This window comes from Sphingosinicella sp. BN140058, from assembly GCF_004135585.1.
Taxonomy (GTDB): domain Bacteria; phylum Pseudomonadota; class Alphaproteobacteria; order Sphingomonadales; family Sphingomonadaceae; genus Allosphingosinicella.
The window spans coordinates 989528-1010279 of record NZ_CP035501.1 but is presented as its reverse complement, the minus strand read 5'-3'; the positions used below and the strand labels follow the sequence as shown (position 1 = coordinate 1010279).

General features: G+C 65.7%; 19 protein-coding genes. 7 read left to right on the top strand and 12 right to left on the bottom strand.

The annotated features are described in order from the left end of the window. Positions 1-12: 12 nt before the first annotated feature. On the bottom strand, positions 13-780 hold the full coding sequence (locus ETR14_RS04580) for an SGNH/GDSL hydrolase family protein (protein ID WP_243455762.1): 768 nt from the start codon (positions 778-780) through the stop codon (positions 13-15). A 196-nt stretch (positions 781-976) separates the two neighbouring features. On the opposite strand from ETR14_RS04580, the gene ETR14_RS04575 reads away from it, so the two are divergent. Beyond that, the gene (locus ETR14_RS04575; RefSeq protein WP_206185967.1) at positions 977-2626 is read left to right on the top strand and encodes a DUF5597 domain-containing protein; all 1650 of its coding nucleotides are present in this window, start codon (positions 977-979) and stop codon (positions 2624-2626) included. Positions 2627-2653: 27 nt separating this feature from the next. Here the strand turns inward: ETR14_RS04575 and ETR14_RS04570 are convergent, their stop codons facing one another. Further along, positions 2654-4267: an alpha-L-fucosidase gene (locus ETR14_RS04570; protein ID WP_129383571.1), complete on the bottom strand. Its 1614-nt coding sequence runs from the start codon at positions 4265-4267 to the stop codon at positions 2654-2656. A 125-nt stretch (positions 4268-4392) separates the two neighbouring features. Between ETR14_RS04570 and ETR14_RS04565 the strand changes: the two genes are divergently transcribed. Continuing rightward, positions 4393-5175: a FadR/GntR family transcriptional regulator gene (locus tag ETR14_RS04565; protein ID WP_371416744.1), complete on the top strand. Its 783-nt coding sequence runs from the start codon at positions 4393-4395 to the stop codon at positions 5173-5175. Positions 5176-5308: 133 nt separating this feature from the next. On the opposite strand, the gene dmeF is transcribed toward ETR14_RS04565, so the two are convergent. Beyond that, the gene (gene dmeF / locus ETR14_RS04560; protein ID WP_165356312.1) at positions 5309-6292 is read right to left on the bottom strand and encodes a CDF family Co(II)/Ni(II) efflux transporter DmeF; all 984 of its coding nucleotides are present in this window, start codon (positions 6290-6292) and stop codon (positions 5309-5311) included. 195 nt (positions 6293-6487) lie between these two features. On the opposite strand from dmeF, the gene ETR14_RS04555 reads away from it, so the two are divergent. The 4 genes from ETR14_RS04555 (at position 6488) to ETR14_RS04545 (ending at position 9821) form a co-directional block, all read left to right on the top strand. Then, positions 6488-6883, top strand: coding sequence for a DUF805 domain-containing protein (locus tag ETR14_RS04555; protein ID WP_129383569.1), 396 nt, complete (start codon positions 6488-6490; stop codon positions 6881-6883). Between the two features lie 112 nt (positions 6884-6995). Further along, on the top strand, positions 6996-7142 hold the full coding sequence (locus ETR14_RS28125) for a hypothetical protein (protein ID WP_165356311.1): 147 nt from the start codon (positions 6996-6998) through the stop codon (positions 7140-7142). Positions 7143-7268: 126 nt separating this feature from the next. Continuing rightward, positions 7269-9317, top strand: a complete 2049-nt coding sequence (locus tag ETR14_RS04550) for a bifunctional diguanylate cyclase/phosphodiesterase (RefSeq protein ID WP_129383568.1) — start codon at positions 7269-7271, stop codon at positions 9315-9317. An 81-nt stretch (positions 9318-9398) separates the two neighbouring features. After that, entirely contained in the window at positions 9399-9821 is a 423-nt protein-coding gene (locus ETR14_RS04545; protein ID WP_129383567.1) for a DoxX family protein, read from the top strand. Between the two features lie 72 nt (positions 9822-9893). Here the strand turns inward: ETR14_RS04545 and ETR14_RS04540 are convergent, their stop codons facing one another. The 4 genes from ETR14_RS04540 to ETR14_RS04525 all read right to left on the bottom strand — a co-directional run bounded on the left by ETR14_RS04540 (position 9894) and on the right by ETR14_RS04525 (position 14972). Then, complete coding sequence (locus ETR14_RS04540) at positions 9894-10463, bottom strand: outer membrane protein (protein ID WP_129383566.1); 570 nt, start codon at positions 10461-10463, stop codon at positions 9894-9896. Positions 10464-10600: 137 nt separating this feature from the next. Next, the gene (locus ETR14_RS04535) at positions 10601-11767 is read right to left on the bottom strand and encodes a winged helix-turn-helix domain-containing protein (protein ID WP_129383565.1); all 1167 of its coding nucleotides are present in this window, start codon (positions 11765-11767) and stop codon (positions 10601-10603) included. 117 nt (positions 11768-11884) lie between these two features. Beyond that, a complete protein-coding gene (locus ETR14_RS04530; RefSeq protein ID WP_129383564.1) occupies positions 11885-12121 on the bottom strand; it encodes a hypothetical protein in 237 nt (78 codons plus the stop codon). 79 nt (positions 12122-12200) lie between these two features. Continuing rightward, complete coding sequence (locus tag ETR14_RS04525; protein WP_129383563.1) at positions 12201-14972, bottom strand: TonB-dependent receptor; 2772 nt, start codon at positions 14970-14972, stop codon at positions 12201-12203. 114 nt (positions 14973-15086) lie between these two features. On the opposite strand from ETR14_RS04525, the gene ETR14_RS04520 reads away from it, so the two are divergent. Further along, a complete protein-coding gene (locus ETR14_RS04520; protein ID WP_129383562.1) occupies positions 15087-16142 on the top strand; it encodes a phytase in 1056 nt (351 codons plus the stop codon). A 21-nt stretch (positions 16143-16163) separates the two neighbouring features. Here the strand turns inward: ETR14_RS04520 and ETR14_RS04515 are convergent, their stop codons facing one another. From ETR14_RS04515 to ETR14_RS04495, 5 genes are all read right to left on the bottom strand, one after another. Further along, positions 16164-17534: an alkaline phosphatase PhoX gene (locus tag ETR14_RS04515; protein ID WP_129383561.1), complete on the bottom strand. Its 1371-nt coding sequence runs from the start codon at positions 17532-17534 to the stop codon at positions 16164-16166. 134 nt (positions 17535-17668) lie between these two features. Beyond that, complete coding sequence (locus tag ETR14_RS04510) at positions 17669-18103, bottom strand: hypothetical protein (protein WP_129383560.1); 435 nt, start codon at positions 18101-18103, stop codon at positions 17669-17671. A gap of 175 nt (positions 18104-18278) precedes the next feature. Continuing rightward, the gene (locus tag ETR14_RS04505) at positions 18279-19070 is read right to left on the bottom strand and encodes a hypothetical protein (protein WP_129383559.1); all 792 of its coding nucleotides are present in this window, start codon (positions 19068-19070) and stop codon (positions 18279-18281) included. 18 nt (positions 19071-19088) lie between these two features. Next, the gene (locus ETR14_RS04500; RefSeq protein ID WP_129383558.1) at positions 19089-19877 is read right to left on the bottom strand and encodes a hypothetical protein; all 789 of its coding nucleotides are present in this window, start codon (positions 19875-19877) and stop codon (positions 19089-19091) included. Between the two features lie 80 nt (positions 19878-19957). Continuing rightward, positions 19958-20671: a hypothetical protein gene (locus tag ETR14_RS04495; RefSeq protein WP_129383557.1), complete on the bottom strand. Its 714-nt coding sequence runs from the start codon at positions 20669-20671 to the stop codon at positions 19958-19960. Between the last annotated feature and the right edge of the window lie 81 nt (positions 20672-20752).

Sequence of the window (20752 nt, the reverse complement as noted above, 5' to 3'; positions counted from 1 at the left end):
AACGCATCGTCGTCAGCAGGGGTCGGAAGCGCGTGCGCAGGCGGCGGCGGTGCCGGCCGCGGGGAGGGTGAGCGCCTTGCGGATGGCCGCATCCGCAATCGGCGCGAACGCCGCGTAGCCGGCCTCGGTCGGGTGAACGCCGTCATACGCAAGGCCGTCGCGGAAGCCGAGGCCGCTGCGGGTGGCGCTCCAGTAATCGGCATAGACCGCGCCGGCGCGTCGGGCATAGGCCTTGATCCAGCGATTGAGCCGCTCGATGCGAACGCCCGGATTCAGGCCGGGCTTCCACGGAAAATCCGCGGCCGGCGGGATCGACGCGAGCACCACGCGGATGCCGTGCGCCTGGGCAAGCTCGGTCATCGATCGGATATTGTCCTGGATCTGTGCGTCGCTCGTGGTCCCGGTGTTGCCGGCGACGTCGTTGGTCCCGGCCATGATGTGGACGACCCGCGGCTTCAGCGCGATCACGTCCTGACGCATCCGCACCAGCATCTGCGGCGTCGTCTGGCCACTGATGCCGCGGCCGATCCGGCCCGGTGTGAAGAAGGCGGGCATCTTCGACACCCAGCCTTCGGTGATAGAATCGCCGAGGAAGACGACCCGTTGCTGGCCGGCGCCGAGCGTCAAGGCGGCATTGGCGTCGCGATAGCGGGCAAGATAGGCCCAGTCGCTGTGGGTCCGTTCCTCGGCTTCCTTGGCCCAGCGCGCGCGTTGCTCGGCGGTGGGCTCGCTCTGCGCCTGGCTGCACGCCACCGACGGGAGGAAAAAGGCCGTCAACACAATCGCTTTCCACCGCACGCTTGCTCTCCTTCGCTGCGATCGCTCCACAATGAACACCTAAACGCCTGTCGGGACGCTGGCCAGAATAAATAAGATAAAAAGGTTTGCGCGATCCGGCGACTTTGATACCGCCGTGGATATGGGCGCTCCAACCACGTGAACACCAGCGGGGCGCGATCTGCCAGGGAGGATGAGAATGCCGACGCGATCGTCTCGATGGATTAGGGCCGCCGCGGCATTGGCGATCCTCGCCGCCGCCAGCCCCGCGGCCGCCCAGGATCGCTCGACTCCCCGGATCGAGACTCGCAACGGCAAGCATGCGCTGATCGTCGACGGCGCGCCGTATCTGATGCTTGGAGCCCAGGCGCACAACAGCAGCAACTACCCGGCCATGCTGCCAACAGTGTGGCCGGTGATCCGCCGGATCCATGCCAACACGCTCGAAATTCCGGTGGCCTGGGAGCAGATCGAGCCCAAGGAGGGGCAATTCGATTTCTCCTGGCTCGACGTGCTGCTGCGCGAAGCGAGGCAGAACGACGTCCGCCTCGTTCTGCTCTGGTTCGCGACCTGGAAGAATACCGGCGCGAGCTATGCGCCGATGTGGGTGAAGACCGATCCGAAGCGCTTTCCGCACATGATCAAGGCCGACGGCAGCCCGCATTACGTGCTGTCCCCGCACTCGCGTACCAATCTAGAAGCCGACAAGAAGGCCTTCGTCCGGCTGATGCAGTATCTGAAGGACAATGATCCGCAGAATACGGTGATCATGGTCCAGCCCGAAAACGAGCTCGGCAGCTACGGCCTGATGCGCGACCACGCCCCGGAGCCGCGGAAGCTGTTCGAAGGGCAGGTTCCCGCCGAACTGGTGAAGAAGCTCGGCAAGCGTCCGGGAACGTGGCGTCAGCTGTTCGGGGAAGGCCTCGACGAGCAGGCGTTCACGACCTGGCACATGGCGCGCTATGTCGACGAAATCGCGGCGGCCGGGAAGCGGGTGAAGCCGTTGCCGATGTACGTCAATGCATCGCTCGGTGATCCGTTCGACGCGAAGTCCGCCGCCAACTCGGCGACCGGCGGCCCGCAATGGAACGTGATCGACATCTGGAAGGCGGCAGCGCCCAGCGTCGATGCGACGGCGCCCGATATCTACAATCGCGATCAGAAGGCGGTGATCGCCTATCTCGACCATTATGCCCGGGCCGACAATGCGCTGCTGGTTCCCGAGATCGGCAATGCCGCGGAGTATGCGCGCTTCTTCTGGCCGACCCTCGGGCGTGGCGGGATCGGCTTCGCGCCGTTCGGCATGGATGCGAGCGGCTATTCCAACTACCCGCTCGGCGCGAAGGTGCTCGACGAGGAGACGCTCGAAGCGTTCGGCTCCAAATATCGCCTGTTCGCTCCGATCGCTCGGCAATGGGCGCGCATCGCCAGCACCAGCCCGACCTGGGGCGTCGCCAAGGGCGCGGACTCGGCGGATCAGTCGGGCGTGCTCGGACGCTGGCGGATCACCGCCCAGTTCGAGCTTTGGGAATTCGGCGAGCGCGACGCGCCCTGGCTGAAAGCCGATCCGCATCCGACCAAGGGCAAGCCGGTCGGCGGCATGGTCGCGGCGCAGACAGGACCCGACGAGTTCATCATTGCCGGCAGCGACGTGCGGGTCCGCTTCGGCCTCGACAAGGCGGCGGCAGGCGAGAGCGGAGCGGTGTTGAGGGTCGAGGAAGGCAGTTTCGCACCCGACGGCCAATGGCAGATGCGCCGGGTGCTGAATGGCGATCAGACCGATTACGGCATCAATTTCACCGGAACCCCGATGTTGCTTCGGGTGGCGCTCGGCACCACGCGCAACTGATCCTCACGCGGACGTGTCCGGCTGCGGCTATGTCAGGCCGCGGCCGTAGACGCGGATGCCGGGGACGAAGTCGCCGGGGCGGTGTTCCGGAATGGTGAGCCTCAGCGCATCCGCCTCGCGCCGGAACGTCAGCGGCCGCCCGTCCATCGTCTCCACCCGCTCGATCACCGCCTCCGGGAGGGCACGGCCGCCGAGCGAGGCGATTGCGCGGTCGCCTTCCGGCCAATCGAGGAAGAAGGCGTTGAGCACGCCGCGCCCGACGGTGAAGCGCACATCCTCGGCGGTGAAGGGCTTGGCCTCGCCTTCGTTCTGCATGCCGACCGGCGGCTTGGTCGGACCTTCGCCGAAGCTGCGCCACGGCCGCGTGCCGTAGATCGCATCGCCGTTCAGGGCGAACCAGCCGGCGAGATCGCCGAGGATCCTTTCTTCCTCCTCGTCGATCGAGCCGTCGCCGCGCTGGGGAATCGACAACATCAGATTGCCGTTCTTGGAAACGACGTCGCACAGGCGCTGGACCACGCTCTTGGCGCTCATATAGCCTTTGCGCTCGTAGAGCGGCCGGTCGTAATGCCAACTGCCGATGCAGGTGTCGGTCTGCCACGGCAGCGGCTGGATGTCCGCCATGAAGCCGCGCTCGACATCCTCGACGATGGCATGGCGCTGGAAGGGCGACAGCCGCTTGGCGGTGAGCACGACGTCGATCTTGCCATGCCAGTCCAGGCTGCGATTGTAGTAATCGGCTGCGGCATCGATCCCGGTCTGCCCGAAAGGGAGCCGGTAATCGTCGAAATAGACCATGTCGGGCCGGTATTTGGCGACCAGATCCTGCTGGCGGAGCAGCCATTTGGCGACGAACGCCGGGTTCTGAGCCGGTGCGTGCTCCATCCACTGGCCATCGCGCGCATCGTGCCAGGCGTTCATGTCGGCGATGCTGTCGATCCCCCCGGGCGGCGCGAAGGCGGGGCCGGTGTAGAGCTCTTGCGGATCCAGCCCCTCCCAGAAGGTACCGCGGCCATCCGCCTTGCGGAGGCGAAAGGCATCGTACCGGACTCCCTTCATCGGCCCTTCCGCGTCGTAGCCATAAGCGGTCTGCCACCAATGCCAGGCATGGCTGCTGTGATTGCTGACCGCGAAGCGCATGCCGGCTTCGCGTGCGATCCGCGCCCAGGTGCCGACGATGTCACGCTTCGGTCCTACCCGCAGGCTGTTCCAGGCGTGGTGGGCGCTGTCGAAATTGTCGAGGTTGTCGTGGTGATTGGCCATCGACATGAAGTAGCGCGCGCCTGCCTTGCGATAGAGCGCCATCAGAGCCTCGGGCTGCCAGGCTTCTGCCCGCCACTTGCCGATCAGATCGATGAAGCCGATTTTCGAGGGATGGCCGTAGGTGCGAAGGTGGTGATCGTAGAAGCGGTTGCCCTGGATATACATCTGGCGCCCATACCAGTCGCCGAACTCCGGCACGCATTGCGGGCCCCAGTGCGACCAGATCCCGAACTTGGCGTCCCTGAACCAGTCGGGAGTGCGATAGGCGGCCGCCAGCGCCTGCCAATCGGCGGTGATCGGCGGCGACGCGCTGCCGATGGACGGCGCCAGCATCGCGGTCGCCGCGCCGCTGCGAAGGAGGTCACGTCGGGAAAGCATCGCCGGCTCCATGTCACGGTTGATCGCCGCTTTACTGTTGCGAAGCCAAGCCATTGCAATCTATGTTAACGATAACAAGTCAAAAGAGAGGATGTCGCGATGAGGGTCAGTCCTCGGGCGGAAGAATGTTCGGCGGCGCCATCGGCGACGCGGCCGGCGGTGCCCGCATGAGCGAGGCGCTCGCACGGGATCCGCGGCGCGGGCGCAGGCCCGCTAGCCGCAATCTCACCCACGAACTGCGCGAAACGCTTGGCCAGGCGATCGTCGGAGAACGCTTCGAAGGGCCGTTCCCGACCGAGTTCGAGCTCGCCAAGCAGCACGGCCTCAGCCGCTCGGTAACCCGCGAAGCGGTGAAGATGCTCACCGCCAAGGGCCTGCTGAGCGCGCGCCGCCGCGTCGGCACCGTGATCGAGCCGCGCGAGCGCTGGAATTTGCTCGATCCCGACGTGCTGCGCTGGCTGCTTCAGCGTGAATTCTCGCTCGAGCTGCTCAAGCATTTCACCGAGCTCCGGCTCGCGATCGAGCCGACCGCCGCGCGGCTCGCGGCGATCAACGGGTCCGATGCCGCAATCGCCCGGATCGCCGAAGGGCTCGAAACGATGGCGGCGGCCGAAAACGGCGTCGGCAGCGCGCTCGACGCCGACATCGATTTCCACATCGCCATCCTCGGCGCCGCCGGCAACCCGTTCTACCTGCAGTTCGAGGAGCTGATCCGGACCGCGCTCAGCCGTTCGATCGCGTTCACCAATCGCTACGGCGGCACCGCCAATCTCAAGGAACATGGCGACGTGCTGCGCGCCATCGCCGCACACGATGCGGACGCAGCCGATCGGGCGATGCGGCTGCTGATCGACAATGTGCTGGCGCTGATCGGGCGAGCCTCGGCGGAAGGTTTCGGGACGGAATAAGCCCCGGCCCGAAGTTCGATTCTGGCTCGGGTACCGGATGTGCCGGAGCGGGCAGGCAGCACTTCGCCTTGCGGGCAATGTCCCGCGCTACGCCTTGCGACGAAAAGCGCCGCCGACCGGCGAGGCGCCCGTCTCAGCCATGCACGGCGACCTCACGAACCTCGCACGGGACGACCTCGATCGTGACGTGCGCGAGGTGATCGATGTTCCTCAGCAAGGCCTTGTAGTGTGCAGGCGGTCGTGGATGGTGAGTCAGCACCGACACGATCAGGGCAAGATGGCCGGTTCCGACCTGCCACAGGTGCAGATCGATGATGCGGTTGTCGGCATCGGCTTCGAGCTTGGCGCGAATGCGGTCCGCGGTCCGCTGGCTCGCCTCGACATCGAGCAGCACCCGGCCCGAGCCGCGGATCAGCCCCCACGACCACCACAGGATCACGCCCGCGCCGACGATTCCGATCACCGGATCCAGCCAGAACAGTCCAAGCCAGCTTCCGCCCGCGAGCGCCAGGATTGCGAGCAGCGAGGTCATTGCGTCGGCCAGGACGTGGACGTAGGCGGCACGGAGATTGTGATCGTGGTGGTGGTGGCCGGGCTCGCCGTAATCGTGATGATCGTGATCTTCTTCCCCAACTTCGCCGGAGTCGTGGTGGTGGTGATCGCCGCCGAGCAGGGCTGCGCTGGCGAGATTGACGATCAGGCCGATCGCGGCGACGATCATCGCTTCCGAATATTCGATGCGCAGCGGCGTCAGCAGGCGCTGTGCGGATTCGTACGCCATTGCCAGCGCGATCAGGCCGAGCACGATGGCGCTGGCGAAACCGGCAAGCGGGCCGACCTTGCCGGTGCCGAAGCTGAACCGCCGATCGTGCGCGTGGCGACGCGCGAAGCGGTAGGCGAATGCGGCGAGGCCGATCGCCGCCGCGTGGCTTCCCATGTGCCAGCCGTCGGCTAGGAGCGCCATCGAGCCGGTGAGCGCGCCGCCGATGATCTCCGCGAGCATCATCACCACCGTCAGGCCGACGACGAGCAGCGTGCGGCGCTCGCTGCGCCGAGTGTCCTCCTGGCCGAACCGGTGGCTGTGGGCGAGATCGGCGTCGGGGAGATGGTTATGCACGATCGGATCCGTTGTATGGCGCTGATGCTTCAATGTCCGAAGGCCGGATCGCGTTCAATCTCGTGCAGGCGCCGACCCGTACCCCCCTCCCGATGCCTCCCTCCCGCCGCGTCGCAGCGAAGCCCTAAGCATTTTGCCATTGCCGCATGTTCGGAGTAGGATCGTTTCGCCAATGAGCAACCAAGGGGGAATGCCATGGAATGGGCTACGCTGCCGTTCAAGAAGTTTGCTGATTTCAACGGCCGGTCGCGCCGAAAGGAATATTGGAGCTTTGTCTTGCTCTATGTCGTGTGCCTGGTCGCGGCCATCATCGTCGAAGGCGTGCTGGGCATGTCGGGTGCGGTGGGCGGAGTCTATGGGCCGCTGTCCGCGCTGCTAATACTGGTGTTCTTTGTTCCCGCGTTGGCGGTCTCCGTACGGCGGCTTCATGATACCGACCGTTCCGGCTGGTGGGTGCTGATATCCATCATTCCTCTCATCGGCGGCCTGGTCCTGCTCGTCTTCACGGTCATGGAAGGCACGCGTGGCCCGAATCGCTTCGGGGCGGATCCCAAGGGTTTCGACGCCGAAAGTGCTGCCGCCGTCTTCTGATCTACCGGGGTGGAGCCGGCGAGGAACTTGCCGGCTCCGGTCCCATAAGCGGACGCTGACGTCCGTTGGTCCGCCGGCGCTTCGTCGCGGAAGCGGCGAAGCGATTTGACCGGTGGAGAGGATCCTGCGCCGGCTTGGCCTTTCGGACTCGCACCGTCACCGGGTGGCGGCGTGGGCGCAGCGCATGGATTGGGGATTTCTCGGTGCCGCGGCGGCCCTGCTGCTCGGTATCCTGCTCGCCCTCCATTATCTGCGCTGATCGGGCCGCGTGATCGCGGTTAATTGTTTGGGAAGGTCGGGATGGCAAAAAGGCATTGCGCGGCCGCCACCGGTTGGCCGCCTTCACGCTGAGAGACTTTTTCAACCCCGGTTATCGAGCGTAGCAATGAGCCTGACGCGGCTGGTGAATGGATTCGGTCGAGGAGGACGCCCAGCCGATCCGGCGTCGCGTGCGCTCGCCGAACGCCTCGATCCGGAGCTTGCGGTACGGCTCGTCAGCAGCTTCGAGGCGCAGGGCAGCGGCTGGTTCTGGGAAACCGATCGCGCCGGTCGGCTCGTCTATCTTTCGGACAAGGCGGCGCGCTTCCTGGACGAGACGGAGCAGCCGGCGGTAGGCCGGCTGCTGATCGACCTGTTCGAGGTCAGCGATGCGCTGGATGGATCCGAACGAACGCTCAATTTCCATCTCACCGCACGAACCTCGTTTGCGGGGTTCGAGGTGCGTACCCGAACCGGGGGTACCGAGCGGATCTGGACGATCTCCGGCCGTCCCCACATCGACGAACTCGGACAATTTCGCGGCTTCGTCGGTCATGGCGCCGATCTGACGGCGGAAAGACGATCCGACGCCGAGATCAAGCGGCTGGCCCTTTCCGATTCCCTTACCGGGCTTGCCAACCGTGCGCGGATGCGGACGTCGCTCGATCAGATCATCCTTCAGCTCGAGCGCAACCACCGACCCGTGGCGCTGTTCATGCTGGATCTCGATCGCTTCAAGGCGGTCAACGACACGCTAGGTCACCAGACCGGCGACGCGCTGCTCAAGGTCGTCGCGCAGCGGCTGGAAAGCTGCGTTGCCGACAAGGGACTGGTCGGCCGCCTGGGGGGCGACGAATTCCAGGTGATCGTCACCAATTACGGCAATCGCTCGGACCTGGAAGACCTCGCCCATCGCATCATCTCGTCGCTGTCCCAGCCATATTTCATCAGCGGCAGCAACATCTCGATCGGCTGCTCGGTCGGCATTGCGGTGGCGCCGGACGACGGCAGCGATTCCGAGATCCTGATCCGCAATGCCGATCTTTCGCTCTATGACGCGAAGGCGGAAGGAAGGGGGCGGCACAGCTTCTTCCGCGCCGAATTGCTGCGGCAGGCGCAAACCCGCAAGATACTGGAGGACGATCTTCGTCAGGCGCTCGATCGCGGCGAATTGTGGATCGCCTACCAGCCGGTGGTCAGCACCGCCACCAAGGCGGTAGTCGGCTACGAAGCGCTGCTGCGCTGGAATCATCCGCGGCTCGGACCGGTGTCTCCGGCCGAATTCATTCCGATTGCCGAGGATTCCGGGCTGATCGATCCGATCGGCGAATGGGTGCTCCGCACCGCCTGCGCAACTGCGGCGCGATGGCCGCGGCCGGTGCGCATCGCGATCAACGTCTCGCCGGTGCAGTTCGCCCGACAGGCGTTGCCTGCGATCGTCGCCAGCGCGCTCGCCAGCTCCGGGCTGGATCCCGATCTCCTGGAACTCGAGATCACCGAGAGCATCTTCCTCAACGAGGACAGCTCAACGGAGCGGATGCTCCGCGGCCTGAAGCAGATGGGTCTGCGCCTGGTGCTGGACGATTTCGGCACCGGCTATTCGTCTCTCGCCTATTTGAAAAAGGCGCCGTTCGACAAGATCAAGATCGATCAGTCCTTCGTCAGAGGCGCAGCGCTGGATCCGCGCAATGCGGCGATCATCCGCGCGGTGGTCGCGATCGCCGACACATTGCGCCTCGAGACGACGGCGGAGGGCGTCGAGACCCAGGACGAGATCGAACTGATCGCGCGGCTCGGCTGCTCGCACATTCAGGGTTTCGTTTACGGCCGTCCTGTCGATGGCGAGACGGTCGCCGCATCGCTTGCGAAGAGCGGCGAGGCCAGTGCCGTCGGGCTCAAGACCAGCCGTCTTACGCGTCAGAAATTGCTGCGCTCGACTCGGTTGGAACTTGGCGGCCGTTTCCACCAGGCCCGGATCCGCGATATCTCCGCGAAGGGGCTGATGATCGACGGGTTCGATGTCGCGCTGACCATCGGCGCCGCGCTGCGGGTGGAGATATCGGACGCGCGTTTCGTCCCCGTGCTCGTGCGCTGGACAAAGGATGGCCGCGCCGGCCTGGAGTTCACCGAAGCCGTCGATCTCAGCGCGCCGACGCCTCGTGCACGCCGCTTCTGATCGCACGGACACTCGGTAAATCTGTTAACACGAAGGCGCTCGTCATCGGAAGCGACAGCGACTCATCAGGGAAAGGGGATCATGCGCAACGATCTGCTGCTGCTCACGCCGCTGGCACGCTTCGGCGATGCAGGGCTGCTGTTGCTGAGGCTGGTGACCGGCGCGTTCCTGATCTGGCAAAGCCACGACAATGTGTTCAGCGCCGAACGCATGGCGGAGTTCGAGACGTTCCTCGCCCGCTTCGGCTTTGCCGCGCCGTCGCTGATGGCGCCGTTGTGCGTCTATGCGCAATTCGGCTGCGGGATCCTGCTCGTTTTCGGCCTCCTCACCCGATGGGCGGGCCTGATAACCACCTTCGTTTTCGTGATCGCTTGCGCGATGGTGCATTGGGAGCAGGATTTTCCGGGTTGGTGGCCCGCCTTGATCCTCGTTTTCCTGGGTCTCCTGTTCGCAACACTCGGCGCCGGACGCTACGCGATCGATCACCGGCTCGAGAAACGGTGAAGGCCGAAGCGCGAACGCTTCGGCCTCCCTGTTCACACGATCGAGGGCGCGCGTCGCGCCGCCTCGCGCGTCTTAGAAGTGGAAGACGACGCCGGCCATCGGCCGGATGCTGTCGAAGTCATACGTCTCGGCCTGCAGGCGAAGCCGCACGCCGCTGTTGCCGGTGATTCCGCCGAGGCCGATGTCCTTGGGGCCGACTTCGACGCCGAGACCATAGACCCAATCCTTCTGGTCGCTGTAGCCGCGCTTGCCCTCGACCCACTGATAGCCGCCCGAGGCGAAGATCATGCCGCTGTCGCCGGCCCGCACGCCCAGACGGCCGCGGACGCCATATTCCCAATCGATGTCACCGCTGACGCCCTTGGAGGCATTGCCTTCGACGCCGACGAAGACGGGCCCGAGCGGCACGTTCACGCCGCCGATGCCGCTGACCAGGGCGCCTTCGGGGCCGCTGTCACCGGGCAGGCTGCCGAACTCGCTGCGGCGATCGAAATCATGATAGCCGCCGAGCACGCCGACATAGGGCTCGATGCCGAAGGCCGGGCTGCCGTCGGGCGCGGCTTCGTCCGACGCGACGTCCTGCGCCGAAGCCGCAGCCGGGATGGCGACCGCGCACATGGCGGCGAGAAGCAATTTCTTCATGTTCTACTCCAGTTGGTTCGGACGCCGCCCCTCTGGTGGGCCGCCCGTCGCGCCGTAGAACATCCTCCCGCGCAGTTGGTTGCATAAAAAAACTTTTTCTTTTCGCAGGTGCAACAAAGTCGGGATCGGGAGATCGATCAGCCCGTGACGACGCTCTCCAGTCCGAGCCATTCGGCCATCAGCCGAAGCTCCGCCTCGAGCCGCGCACCGGTTTCGGCGGGGGCGCCGGGCTCGAGGCTGATCTTGCGGACGAGCAGCCGCGAGCCCTGACGATCGGACTTGAGGTCGACCCGCGCGACCAGTTGCTCATCCATCAGGAAGGGCAGCACGTAATAGCCGTGCACCCGCTTCTCCGCGGGCGTGTAGATTTCGATCCGATAGCGAAACCCGAACAGACGCTCGGTCCGGGCGCGTTCCCAGACCAGCGGATCGAAAGGCGCGAGCAGCGCCTGGCCCTCGATCCGTCGGGGACGCCGCGCATCCTTGTGGAGAAAGGCAGGCTGGCGCCAACCGGCGACCGTCACCGGCTGTAATGTCCCCTCGTCGACCAGGGCGGCGACGGCGGGGCGGCCGGTTTCGGGGCTCAACCGGAAATAGTCGCGTAGATCTCCCGCGGTCGCGATGCCGAGGGCACGCGCAGATCGCTCGATCAACTGCCGCTGCGCTTCGGCTTCGCTCGGCGTCTCCATCGTCAGGATCGCCGCCGGAATCACGCGTTCCGGAAGATCATAGACTCGCTCGAAATTGCCGCGGCGCGTGCGCGTGGTGACGTGGCCGGCCCAGAACAGCCATTCGAGGGCCACCTTGCCCTCGCCCCATTCCCACCAACCGCCACGCCCCTTGCCATTGTCGAAATCCGAGGCGGCCAGCGGCCCTTCGCTCCGGATCCGGGCGAGCACCGCCTCGGCCTCGGCACGACGCTCGCGCGCGAAGCTGCGCATGCTCTTCCAGCCGGACTCGCCGCGGTCGGCGGCGGCCATCCGCCAGCGCAGCAGCGGCTGCAGGGACAGGGGCAGCAGGCTTGCTTCGTGTGCCCAATATTCGAACAGCCTGCGCTCCCGCTTCGCACCCCAGGCGGCACGATCGAGCAGGTCTCGATCGTAGCAGCCGAGCCGCGAGAATGCTGGCAGATAATGGGCGCGTGCGACCACGTTGACACTGTCGATCTGGTGGAGCGACAGGCGCTCGACGGTGCGGGCGAGGTCGCGCGGGCCGACCTTTGCGGGACGGGGAGCCCCGAAGCCCTGGGCGGCAAGGGCTATGCGCCGGGCCGTCGGGAGCGAGATGGTGTCGATCGAAGCCATGTCGCCACGGATGGCAGAGACCCCCCGGGTCGTGCAACCGAGGCGGGAGCAAACCCGCATCCGCAGGATTATGCGAGATACGGCGTCAAACCGTAAGGCGCATCCCTCGGGTGCATTTCAGCGCGTCCAGACCTGGCGAACGGTATCCCAGCCGCGATCGGTCAGCTTGTAGCCCTTCTCCCCCACCGCCGGGCGAGAGCTCGGCCCTTCGCTGGCCAGGCCCTCGTCCAGAAGGTGGCGAAGCGTTCGTTCGGGCACGGAATGGGCGACGAACGGCTCATATCGATCGAGGGCGAAGGCGATGGTCCGCAAGCTCCGCTTCTCCGCCGGGCTGAGCCCATTCGCCGTGTCCATCGAATCCTCCGATCCAGGTCAGCGCATACTGACCCGGATCGCCGTTGCGGACAATGCCGGCAAGGCCGGGCTGCCCCGGTCAGAAGTTGAAGCGAACGCCGCCGGTGAAGCGACGACCGAACCGCTCCCATTCCAGCGAGTAGAACGATTCCCGCACGTAGCGGCGACCGGCGCCGTTCAGCAGGTTGGACGCATCGACATAGACTTCGAAGTTCGGAGTCACCGCGTAACGGGCGGAGAAATCGAGCTCGTCGTCGCTCGCCCAGAATTGGTTGCCGCCGTCGGCATCGGCGCCGAGTGCGTCGAGCCATTCGGTGCGCTTCTGATAGTTAAGGCGCAGGGAGAGCCCGTATTTCTCGTAATAGCCGCCGATGTTGAACACGACGTCCGATGTGCCCGGCAGTTGCACGTGCCCGCCGTCCGGCGTTTCCGCCTTGCTCCAGTTCAAGGTGACGTTCGCCGACACGCCGAAGCCGCCCAGCCACGAGGGCAGGCCAAGCTGCTCCGTATACGGCTCGAGCTGCTGCTGGATCGCACCTTCGAACCCATAGATGTGGCCGCTGCCGCCGTTGGTGATGGTGCCGAACGTATATTGCGAGCGATCGACCCCGCCGCTGTTGAGCACGTCCAGCCCGAAGGTGCGGGTGTCGTCGAACAGCACGTCCTTCACCTTCTTGTAGAAGGCGCCGAGCATGAAATAGCCCTGCGGCTGCATGTACCATTCGAAATAGGTGTCGATCCCGTAGGCGCGTTCTGGTTTGGCCTCCGGATTGCCGCCCGACACCGTCTGATTGGCATCGTCGTAGGTGAAGTTGGGCCGCAGCTGATCATAGTCCGGCCGCGCCGCGCCGCTGTTGAACGACAGGCGCAGCTTCTTGTCGGCGGCGACGTCGAAGTTCAGGTGCAGGCTGGGGAAGAGCAGGGTGTAATCGTTCTCGACCTCGATCGGGGTGGATGCGCCGCCGAGGGTCACGAACGCGCGGCCGCGATTCTTGACATGCTCGACCCGCACGCCGCCGAGAACGCTGCCCCAATCGTAGCCGATCCGGCCCATCGCGTAGCCGGCGAAGATCTGCTCGCGCACATTGTAGAAATTGGCGAGCAGCGGCACGTAGTCGGCGATCGTATCGGCCAGCTTCACATTGTCGCGCATCGCGTCGATGTCGAAATAGCGGAACGTGTAGCCGAGCGGGATTTCGCCCTTGAACGGCGTGTCGAGCGACACCGGCGCGAAGCTGGTCGGGATGCCGAGCGTGGCCGCCTGGGCGCCGGTGATCGACAATTGCGCTTCGTTCGCTTCCTTGGTGCGCTGATCGAACTGGCCGCCGATGGTGATCCGGCCCTCGCCGCCGAACAAGGGGAGCTGGCGGGAGAGATCGATTTTGGCGGTATAGGCCTTGGTGACGTCGACGAAGTCGCTCGAGGTCAGCGACGTCAGGGTGCGGCTGAAATCGTCGATCGCGGTCACGGGAGCGCCGGCGCTGAACAGGCCGCCGCTGCTCAGCGTGCGGAACAATTGCACACGGGCGAGCTGCGGATCGGTGAAATCATAGGCCACGGTCGGCCGCGCCGTGCGCGTCGACGGGCTGTCGTAGCGCGCTTCGCCGACCACCGAGCGATCGTCCTTGGCCCGGGTATAGTTCAGCCGCCAGCCGAGCGCCCATTCGTTGTCGGCGCCGAATTCGTGGTCGCCGCCGAGCGTGTTGGTGAAGATCGACTGTTCGAACGCACGCAGGGTGGCGCGCTGGTTGATGTCGATGCCGTAGACGCTGCCCTTCAGCGGCGTGTTGCCGATGCAGATGTCCGCATAGCCGCTGTTGGTGGCGGAACTCGCCGGCGCCACCGTACAGGCGGGGCTCGCCGGACGGGTAAGGTCGCTCTGGCGGTCGTCGAGGTCGAAGATGTAATTGTCACGCGCTTCGTCGTCGGTGAAGGCGGTGAAGATCGATTGCAGGAAGATGCGATGGCCTTCGGTCGGCTTCCAGTCGAGCCGCCCCGAATAGGAATAATTCTTCCGGGTCAGGCGGTAGAGCTTGTTCTCCGTCTCGCGGCCCCAGATCCGATCCGCATTGCCGGGCTGCCGATCCTGGCTGACCTGTTCCCAGTCCGTCTCGAAATTGTCGGTGACCATGTCGCGCTGATAGTAGCTTCCGGACACGAGCATGCCGATTTCGCCGATGCCGGTGTCGAATCGGTTGGAGAGGACGAGCTGTCCCTCATATTCCTGGCGATCGCCCAGTTCGACATAGCCGCCGCCGAGTTTGCCGGCGACATGGAAGCCGGGATAATCGAACGCCGACCGGGTCTTGACGTCGACATTGCCGGCGACGGTCTCGCCGGTCATGTCGGGGGTCACGGCCTTGCGAACGACGATCTGCGAGGCGATCGCCGAGGGGATGCTGTCGTAGCGCGTGTCGCGGCCTTCCGGGCTGACGATCGAAATGCCGTCGATCGACAGGGTGGTCCAGTTGATCGGCGCGCCGCGCAGGCTGATGTAGCGGGCCTGCCCCTGGTCGCGCTGCACGGCGACGCCGGGAAGGCGGCCGGCGGCCTGGGCGATGTTCTGATCGGGGAGGCGACCGACCGAGTCCGAAGCGGCCACGGTGACGAGCGAATCCGAATTGCGCTGCACGGCAAGCGCTGCAGCCTCGGATTCGGCGATCGGGCGGCGGCCGGTGATGACCAGGGCTTCGCCGGCATCATCGGCGGCGGCGATGTCTGCCTCGACCACGGCATCCGCGGTCGTTTCCGAACCTGCCGCAGCGGCGGCGACTTCGTCGTTCGCGGCAAGAGCCGGAGCGGCGAGCGCGGACAATGCGCAGCCGGCGAGACAGAACAGTTTCAGTTTCATGATGCCCCCAAGGCGATGTGTGTAATGGATCTGACAAAAAGCCGGGGTAACCGGCTCTCGACACGCCTTTAGGAGCCGCCTGTGACCGCCTCTTTTCGATCTTGTTTCAGTTCCGTGACGGCGCTTGGAGCGCTGCTGGCGGGCGGATGTGCCGCTTCACCTGCGGAAGTTCCGATTGCGCAGCGCATTGCCAATGCCGCGCCGGCGGTGACGGTGCAGGCCGCCGGGGAGACCGCACCGGTCGGCACCGCCGCCGCCGATGCCGCCGACGATCCCGCCATCTGGCGCAATCCGGCAGATCCCGCCGCCAGCCTGATCGTCGGCACCGACAAGAAGGCGGGAGTCTATGTCTACGGGCTCGACGGCAAGGTCCGCGACTTCAGCGATGCCGGTCTCGTCAACAACGTCGATCTTCGTGCCGACGTGACGATCGGCGGCAGCCGTGGCATTCTCGTTGCGGCGAGTGACCGCAATGATCCGGCTGCGGCGCGGATCGCGCTCTTCTCGCTCGATCCCGCGACGGCCAGGCTGACCTCGCTCGGCAAGGTCGAGGCGGGAGCGGGCGAAGCCTATGGCATTTGCCTGTTCCGCGATGCGGCCGGCCTCTATGCCTTCGCGGTGCTGAAGGACGGCACGATCAACCAGGTCCGGCTCGATCTTCAAGGCGCGGCGCCGACTGCGACGATCGTTCGATCGATGAAGCTCGGCACGCAGTCGGAAGGCTGCGCCGCCGACGAGCGCACCGGGCGTCTCTATGTCGCGGAGGAGGATGTCGGCCTCTGGCGCTTCGACGCCGCCGCCGGTGGATCGACCAGCCTGGTCAGGATCGCCGCTGCGGACGGTCGCAACATCGTCGCCGATGCCGAAGGCGTGGCGCTGGCGCCGATCGGCGACCGTGGCGGCTATGTCGTCGTCTCGAGCCAGGGCGACAATGCCTACACGCTCTACCGGCTCGAGGATGATTCCTATGTCGGACGTTTCCGGATTGCGCCGGGGACGTTCGGATCGACCGAAGAAACGGACGGCATCGATCTCGCTCTGGGCGATTTCGGCCCTGCTTACCCCGGCGGCCTGTTCGTCGCCCAGGATGGCGCCAACGCTCCCGCCGCGCAGAATTTCAAGCTGGTGCCCTGGTCGGCGATCGCCAGGGCACTCGGCCTCCCCGACTGAGCGGTCGTGCGCGCCTGCCGGTCAGGCGCGCACCGTCTCCCAGGGGCCGGTGATCGCCAGCGTTTTACCGGGACGATAGGCATTGACGAACAGGGTGCGTCCGTCCGGTGCGAAGCAGGCGCCGGCAAGCTCGGTTTCGGCAAGCAGCCGGGCGATCGTGTAGACCTGGCCGTCGGGGGTGACGCCACGCAGGTAATTGCGGTCGCTGCTGTCTCGATCCTCGCACACGATCAGGTGGTTCCAGGGCGAGACGGTGAGATTGTCGCCATAATCCATCACCGTCGAGCGGGTGGATTCGAGGAAGAGCTGCAGCATTCCGGGCGCGCTGCGTTCGCCCGGTCCGCCCTCGTGCTCGCTGGGCCGGTAGCACATGATCTGGCCGATCCTGGCCGCGCCGCCCGAAGTGCAGGTGAAGAACAGCTCGCCGCGGCCGAGATGGATGCCTTCACCACGTGCGAAGATTGCCGCGCCGGCGGCGGCGCCGCGTTGGCGCAGATCGTCCTTCGGGCTGTCGGTTTCTTCGAGATCGAGCCAGCGGACCGGGCGGCTGCTGCGCGGCGCGAAGAGCTTGCTCTGCCAGTTACGGCTGTCTTGCGGTGCGTCCGCAAAGGCCAGCGCCTGCAGGCGACCGCCCTCGACCAGGGCGCCTTTCCGGTTCGGGAGGAAGCGGTAGAAGAGCCCGTCTTCGCGATCCTCGGTAAGATAGACGATGCCGGTGCGCGGATCGACCGCCGCCGCCTCATGGCGGTACCGGCCGAGGCCGGTGAGCGGCACCGGATCCACGAGCGCGCGTGCATCGGCCGGCACTTCGAACACCCAGCCATGCGTGCGGTCGACCTCGGGCGCCTTGAGGTTGGTTTCCTCGCAGCTGAGCCAGCTTCCCCACGGCGTCGCTCCGCCGGCGCAATTGACCGCGGTTCCCGCCAGGCTGAGATGGACAGTGCTGCGCTTCCCCCGTTTCGGATCGTAGACGATCGTCGAGGTGCCGCCCGGCAGCGGCCGACCGTCGGCATCGCGCCCGAAGAACGGTCTGGCGGCGAGCGCCGCTTCGAGCCGCGCCAGCCCGCCTGTCGGCCCGAGGGCTGTGTCGCCGGGACTGAGCTCGTGATTGCGGACGAGGGCGACCTTGCCGCCGTCGAGCGCGAAACAGGCCATTCCGTCGAATTTGTCGGGCGTGACGAAGCCGTCGTCCATCCTCTCGCCGGCCGACGAAATCACCCGGTAGGAAAAGCCCTTCGGCAGGTCGAGCAGACCGGCACGATCGGGGACGAGCGGACCGTAGCCGGCGACCTCGCTCTCATACCCCTCGTCCCGCACGGCGGCGCGGGCGAGGCCGGTAAATGCCAGGGAAGCGAGGCCAAGACGGGCGAAGTCACGACGGGCAATCTGCATGCAGCCTCCTACCTAGCCTCTGGCGTGGCTGCATGACCGGATTGTTACGGTGCGGGAGGTGGCGTGCCGTGACGGGAGCGAAAGGCCTGCTCCGCTGGAAAGTCCGGCGGAGCAGGCTCTTCTTTAGAGGTCGATCAGGATTTGCGGCCGCGTTCGTACGTCTGCACGCATTTGTCGGTTACGGCAGACGAGCAGGCGGGATAGGATTGCTGATCGCCGACCGTTTGGCCGGTGGCGGGGTCGAGCAGCGGGCCGCCCATCGCGGTACCGGTGCTGGTGCCGTTATAGCCCGCCGGCACCATAGCGGCCGCCGAAATCACGCGAATGCCGCGGGCGTCCCGTTCCGGGTTCGCATTGTGCGGTTCCACCATCTGGCCGGCTGCGGCTACGCTGGTTTCCATCGGCGCGGTCTGCATGCTCATGTCGCCCGTCGGCGCAGCGTCTGCGGCCGTCGCCCCGGTCTGCCAGCTGGTGTCCGCGTTCGTGGTCGCGCTTGTGTCGGTGCCATTGGTCTGGGCCAGGGCGGCACCGCTGAGCAGCAGCGCCATCGTGAAAGCAGCAGCTTTCATGTCTTCACTCCATCCGTGGTTCAGGTTCGCGGCAGACGGCGGGCGCTAGGCCCGCGTTCCGGCCGCATTGACGGACAAGAAACGGCTCGATGCGGAGGTTGCTCCGTCATCCAGGCTCATCTCCGCATCGGGCACAGATGAGTCGTGGCACGGCTGCGATGGGCTGCGCGCCGCCTCACAAACGGATCAGCGTGATCGTCGGCATGGTCGCCGCGATCATGCTTGGCGGGACGAGGGTCGCTGCGCCGAAGTTGGCGACGTAAAGCACCGAACTCGGCCACTTCAGCTCGTAGGACCACGCGTTGCCGGCCGATGTCGCGAAATAGCCCGGGGGCGCCGGGTTGGGCGTTCCCGGTCCGCTGTTACCAAGCGGGGAGTTGATCGCGATCACGTAGGCGTTGTTGCCGTCGCTGCCGGCAGGGCCGCCGATGAAGCCGAACATCGCCGGATTGCCGTCCTCCTGCTGGAAGCCCAATTGCATGTAGCCGCCGGTCGTGGCCCCTTGCGCGGCCTGGCCCGCGGCGATCTGAACGCCCGGAGGTCCGATCGGCAGCGTTTCCGGAGTGGGGCCGATGCCAGGCCCGAATGCCTCGACGCCGATCGGCGTATCGGAACCGACGCTGATGTTGGTGAGGGTAAGATTGTTGCCTTGCCAATTATCGACCAGCACGGTCGGGGCAAGGGCGAGGGCCGGGGCGACGAGGATGGTCGGCGCGCTCGATCCGCTGGTCCAAGCGAGCTTGCCCTCGCTATTGCGCAGCGATCGGTTGATATAGGCCAGCATCATCGATCCGTTCGGCGTCTGCGGCATCGACACGCTGTCATATTGTTGGAGGGTCACCGGGTCGCCGTCCCAGGGCGCGGTGCTCTCCGGCCGGCCGAGAAGCGCATAAGCCGGGTTCGAGGCCGCGCCTTCGCCCGCCGTTTCGCAGACGAGGTGCGTCAATACGTCCCGGCGTGACGGCATGTCGAACCGCCTTCGATGCTATAGCGCTATCATCGTCGCCGACATTGTCGCAGCGGCAATCGGCGACAGGTTGACGACATAGACGGTCGCGCTGCTCCAGTTGAACTGGAAATCGTATCGGTTCGAACCGGTCGTCGCATAATAACCTGGCGGCGGCGGGTTGCCGGTGTCCGGGCCCGTCTCCCCTGTGGGAGAATTGATGGCGATCACATAGGCGTTGGTGTCGCCCTGCTGGCTCGGCGGCCCGCCGACGATACCGACGATGCTGAGGTTGCCCGTCGATGCGACGAATCGCAGCAGCATCGATCGAGGCTGCGAGGTCCCTTGCGCGGCCTGGGTGACCCCGAGGGTGATCGCCTGATTGAGCGGCAGCGGACCGGGCACCGCGCCGACGATGCCGGGCCCGAATGCCTGGACCATGATAGGGGTCGCCGGCGCAAGGCTGGTGTTGGTCACCTTGATGTTGTTCGCCTGCCAATTGTTCACGGTCAGGCTCAACATCTGGATCAGCGCCGGCACCGGCAGGAATTGCGGCGTGCCGCCGCCCGAGCTCAGGGCCAGCTCGCCCTGGTTGTTCTGCTTCGCCTGGTTGAGATAGCTGAGGATCAGCGACCCGTTCGGGGTCTGCGGCATGCTCGCATATTGGCCCTGCTGCAAGACGATGCGGGCACCGTTCCAATTCTCCGTACCCAGCACGGTGAGCGCGTCGTCGTCGCATCGATCGCTCCCGCGGCGCTGTCCGTGGTGGCTGCGCTTCGATGCCTTGCCTGCGTAGGGGCCTGGTCCGTCGTCCTCACCTGTCGCCATCGCGGTTGCTCCAATCGGGACAGTGCGGTCCGACCGCACGGAGCCGGGCCCGGATCGATCCGGGCCCGGCGTTGCGGCAATCAGAGACCGATCAGGTTCAGGGTGACGGCCGCCGAGGTCGAGGGAGACATGTTGGCGATGTAGATCACCGACGTGCTCCAGTTGAACTGGAAGTCGTAGGAATTACCCGACACCGCCTTGGTATAGCCCTGGCCCTCGCCGGGAGTGGACGAGTTGAGCGCGAACACATAGGCATTGCTGCCACCCGTGCTCGGGCCGCCGATGACCGCGATGATTGCAAGGTCGCCGGTGTTGGACTGCATGCGCAGCAGCATGTTGCGCGGCGCGGTGACGCCGGTCGCGACCGAGGTCGCGCTCGGCTGCGGGCTGAGCTTGAACGGAGTGCCGTTGGTGACCGTGATCGGCGTCTGGCCCGGCAGGCCGGGGCCGAATGCTTCGACCCAGATCGGCGTGGCCGTATTCTGGCTGATATTGTTGACGGTAAGATTGTTCGCCTGCCAGTTGCTGACCAGGATGGTCGGCTGCTGGAGAAGGGCTGGCACGTCGAGTATCTGCGGCTGGCCGCCGCCCGAGGTCAGCGAGAGCGAGCCGTCATTGTTCTGCGTCGCCTTGTTCTGATAGGCGAAAACCGTCGATCCGTTAGGAGTCTGCGGCATCAGCAAGGTGTCGCTCAGCGGCTGGATGGTGGTCGGCGAGCCGTCCCAGGTGGTGGTCGCACCAACCGGCTCCAGCGCACCCAAAGTGCTCAGCGTGTCCGAAGAATAGTCGTTCATGTGATGTCTCCGAAAAGAAGGATCCTTGTGGAAGGTCGCGGTCTTCGATCGTCAGTTCCCAATCCCCATTCATGCTCCTCT

Excerpts from the sequence above, each read along its gene's own strand:
- ETR14_RS04575 (WP_206185967.1), top strand. The coding sequence starts at position 977 with ATGCCGACGCGATCGTCTCGATGGATTAGGGCCGCCGCGGCATTGGCG.
- ETR14_RS04570 (WP_129383571.1), bottom strand. The coding sequence starts at position 4,267 with ATGCTTTCCCGACGTGACCTCCTTCGCAGCGGCGCGGCGACCGCGATG.
- ETR14_RS04565 (WP_371416744.1), top strand. The coding sequence starts at position 4,393 with ATGTTCGGCGGCGCCATCGGCGACGCGGCCGGCGGTGCCCGCATGAGC.
- ETR14_RS04555 (WP_129383569.1), top strand. The coding sequence starts at position 6,488 with ATGGAATGGGCTACGCTGCCGTTCAAGAAGTTTGCTGATTTCAACGGC.
- ETR14_RS04550 (WP_129383568.1), top strand. The coding sequence starts at position 7,269 with ATGAGCCTGACGCGGCTGGTGAATGGATTCGGTCGAGGAGGACGCCCA.
- ETR14_RS04545 (WP_129383567.1), top strand. The coding sequence starts at position 9,399 with ATGCGCAACGATCTGCTGCTGCTCACGCCGCTGGCACGCTTCGGCGAT.
- ETR14_RS04540 (WP_129383566.1), bottom strand. The coding sequence starts at position 10,463 with ATGAAGAAATTGCTTCTCGCCGCCATGTGCGCGGTCGCCATCCCGGCT.
- ETR14_RS04535 (WP_129383565.1), bottom strand. The coding sequence starts at position 11,767 with ATGGCTTCGATCGACACCATCTCGCTCCCGACGGCCCGGCGCATAGCC.
- ETR14_RS04530 (WP_129383564.1), bottom strand. The coding sequence starts at position 12,121 with ATGGACACGGCGAATGGGCTCAGCCCGGCGGAGAAGCGGAGCTTGCGG.
- ETR14_RS04525 (WP_129383563.1), bottom strand. The coding sequence starts at position 14,972 with ATGAAACTGAAACTGTTCTGTCTCGCCGGCTGCGCATTGTCCGCGCTC.
- ETR14_RS04515 (WP_129383561.1), bottom strand. The coding sequence starts at position 17,534 with ATGCAGATTGCCCGTCGTGACTTCGCCCGTCTTGGCCTCGCTTCCCTG.
- ETR14_RS04510 (WP_129383560.1), bottom strand. The coding sequence starts at position 18,103 with ATGAAAGCTGCTGCTTTCACGATGGCGCTGCTGCTCAGCGGTGCCGCC.
- ETR14_RS04505 (WP_129383559.1), bottom strand. The coding sequence starts at position 19,070 with ATGCCGTCACGCCGGGACGTATTGACGCACCTCGTCTGCGAAACGGCG.
- ETR14_RS04500 (WP_129383558.1), bottom strand. The coding sequence starts at position 19,877 with ATGGCGACAGGTGAGGACGACGGACCAGGCCCCTACGCAGGCAAGGCA.
- ETR14_RS04495 (WP_129383557.1), bottom strand. The coding sequence starts at position 20,671 with ATGAACGACTATTCTTCGGACACGCTGAGCACTTTGGGTGCGCTGGAG.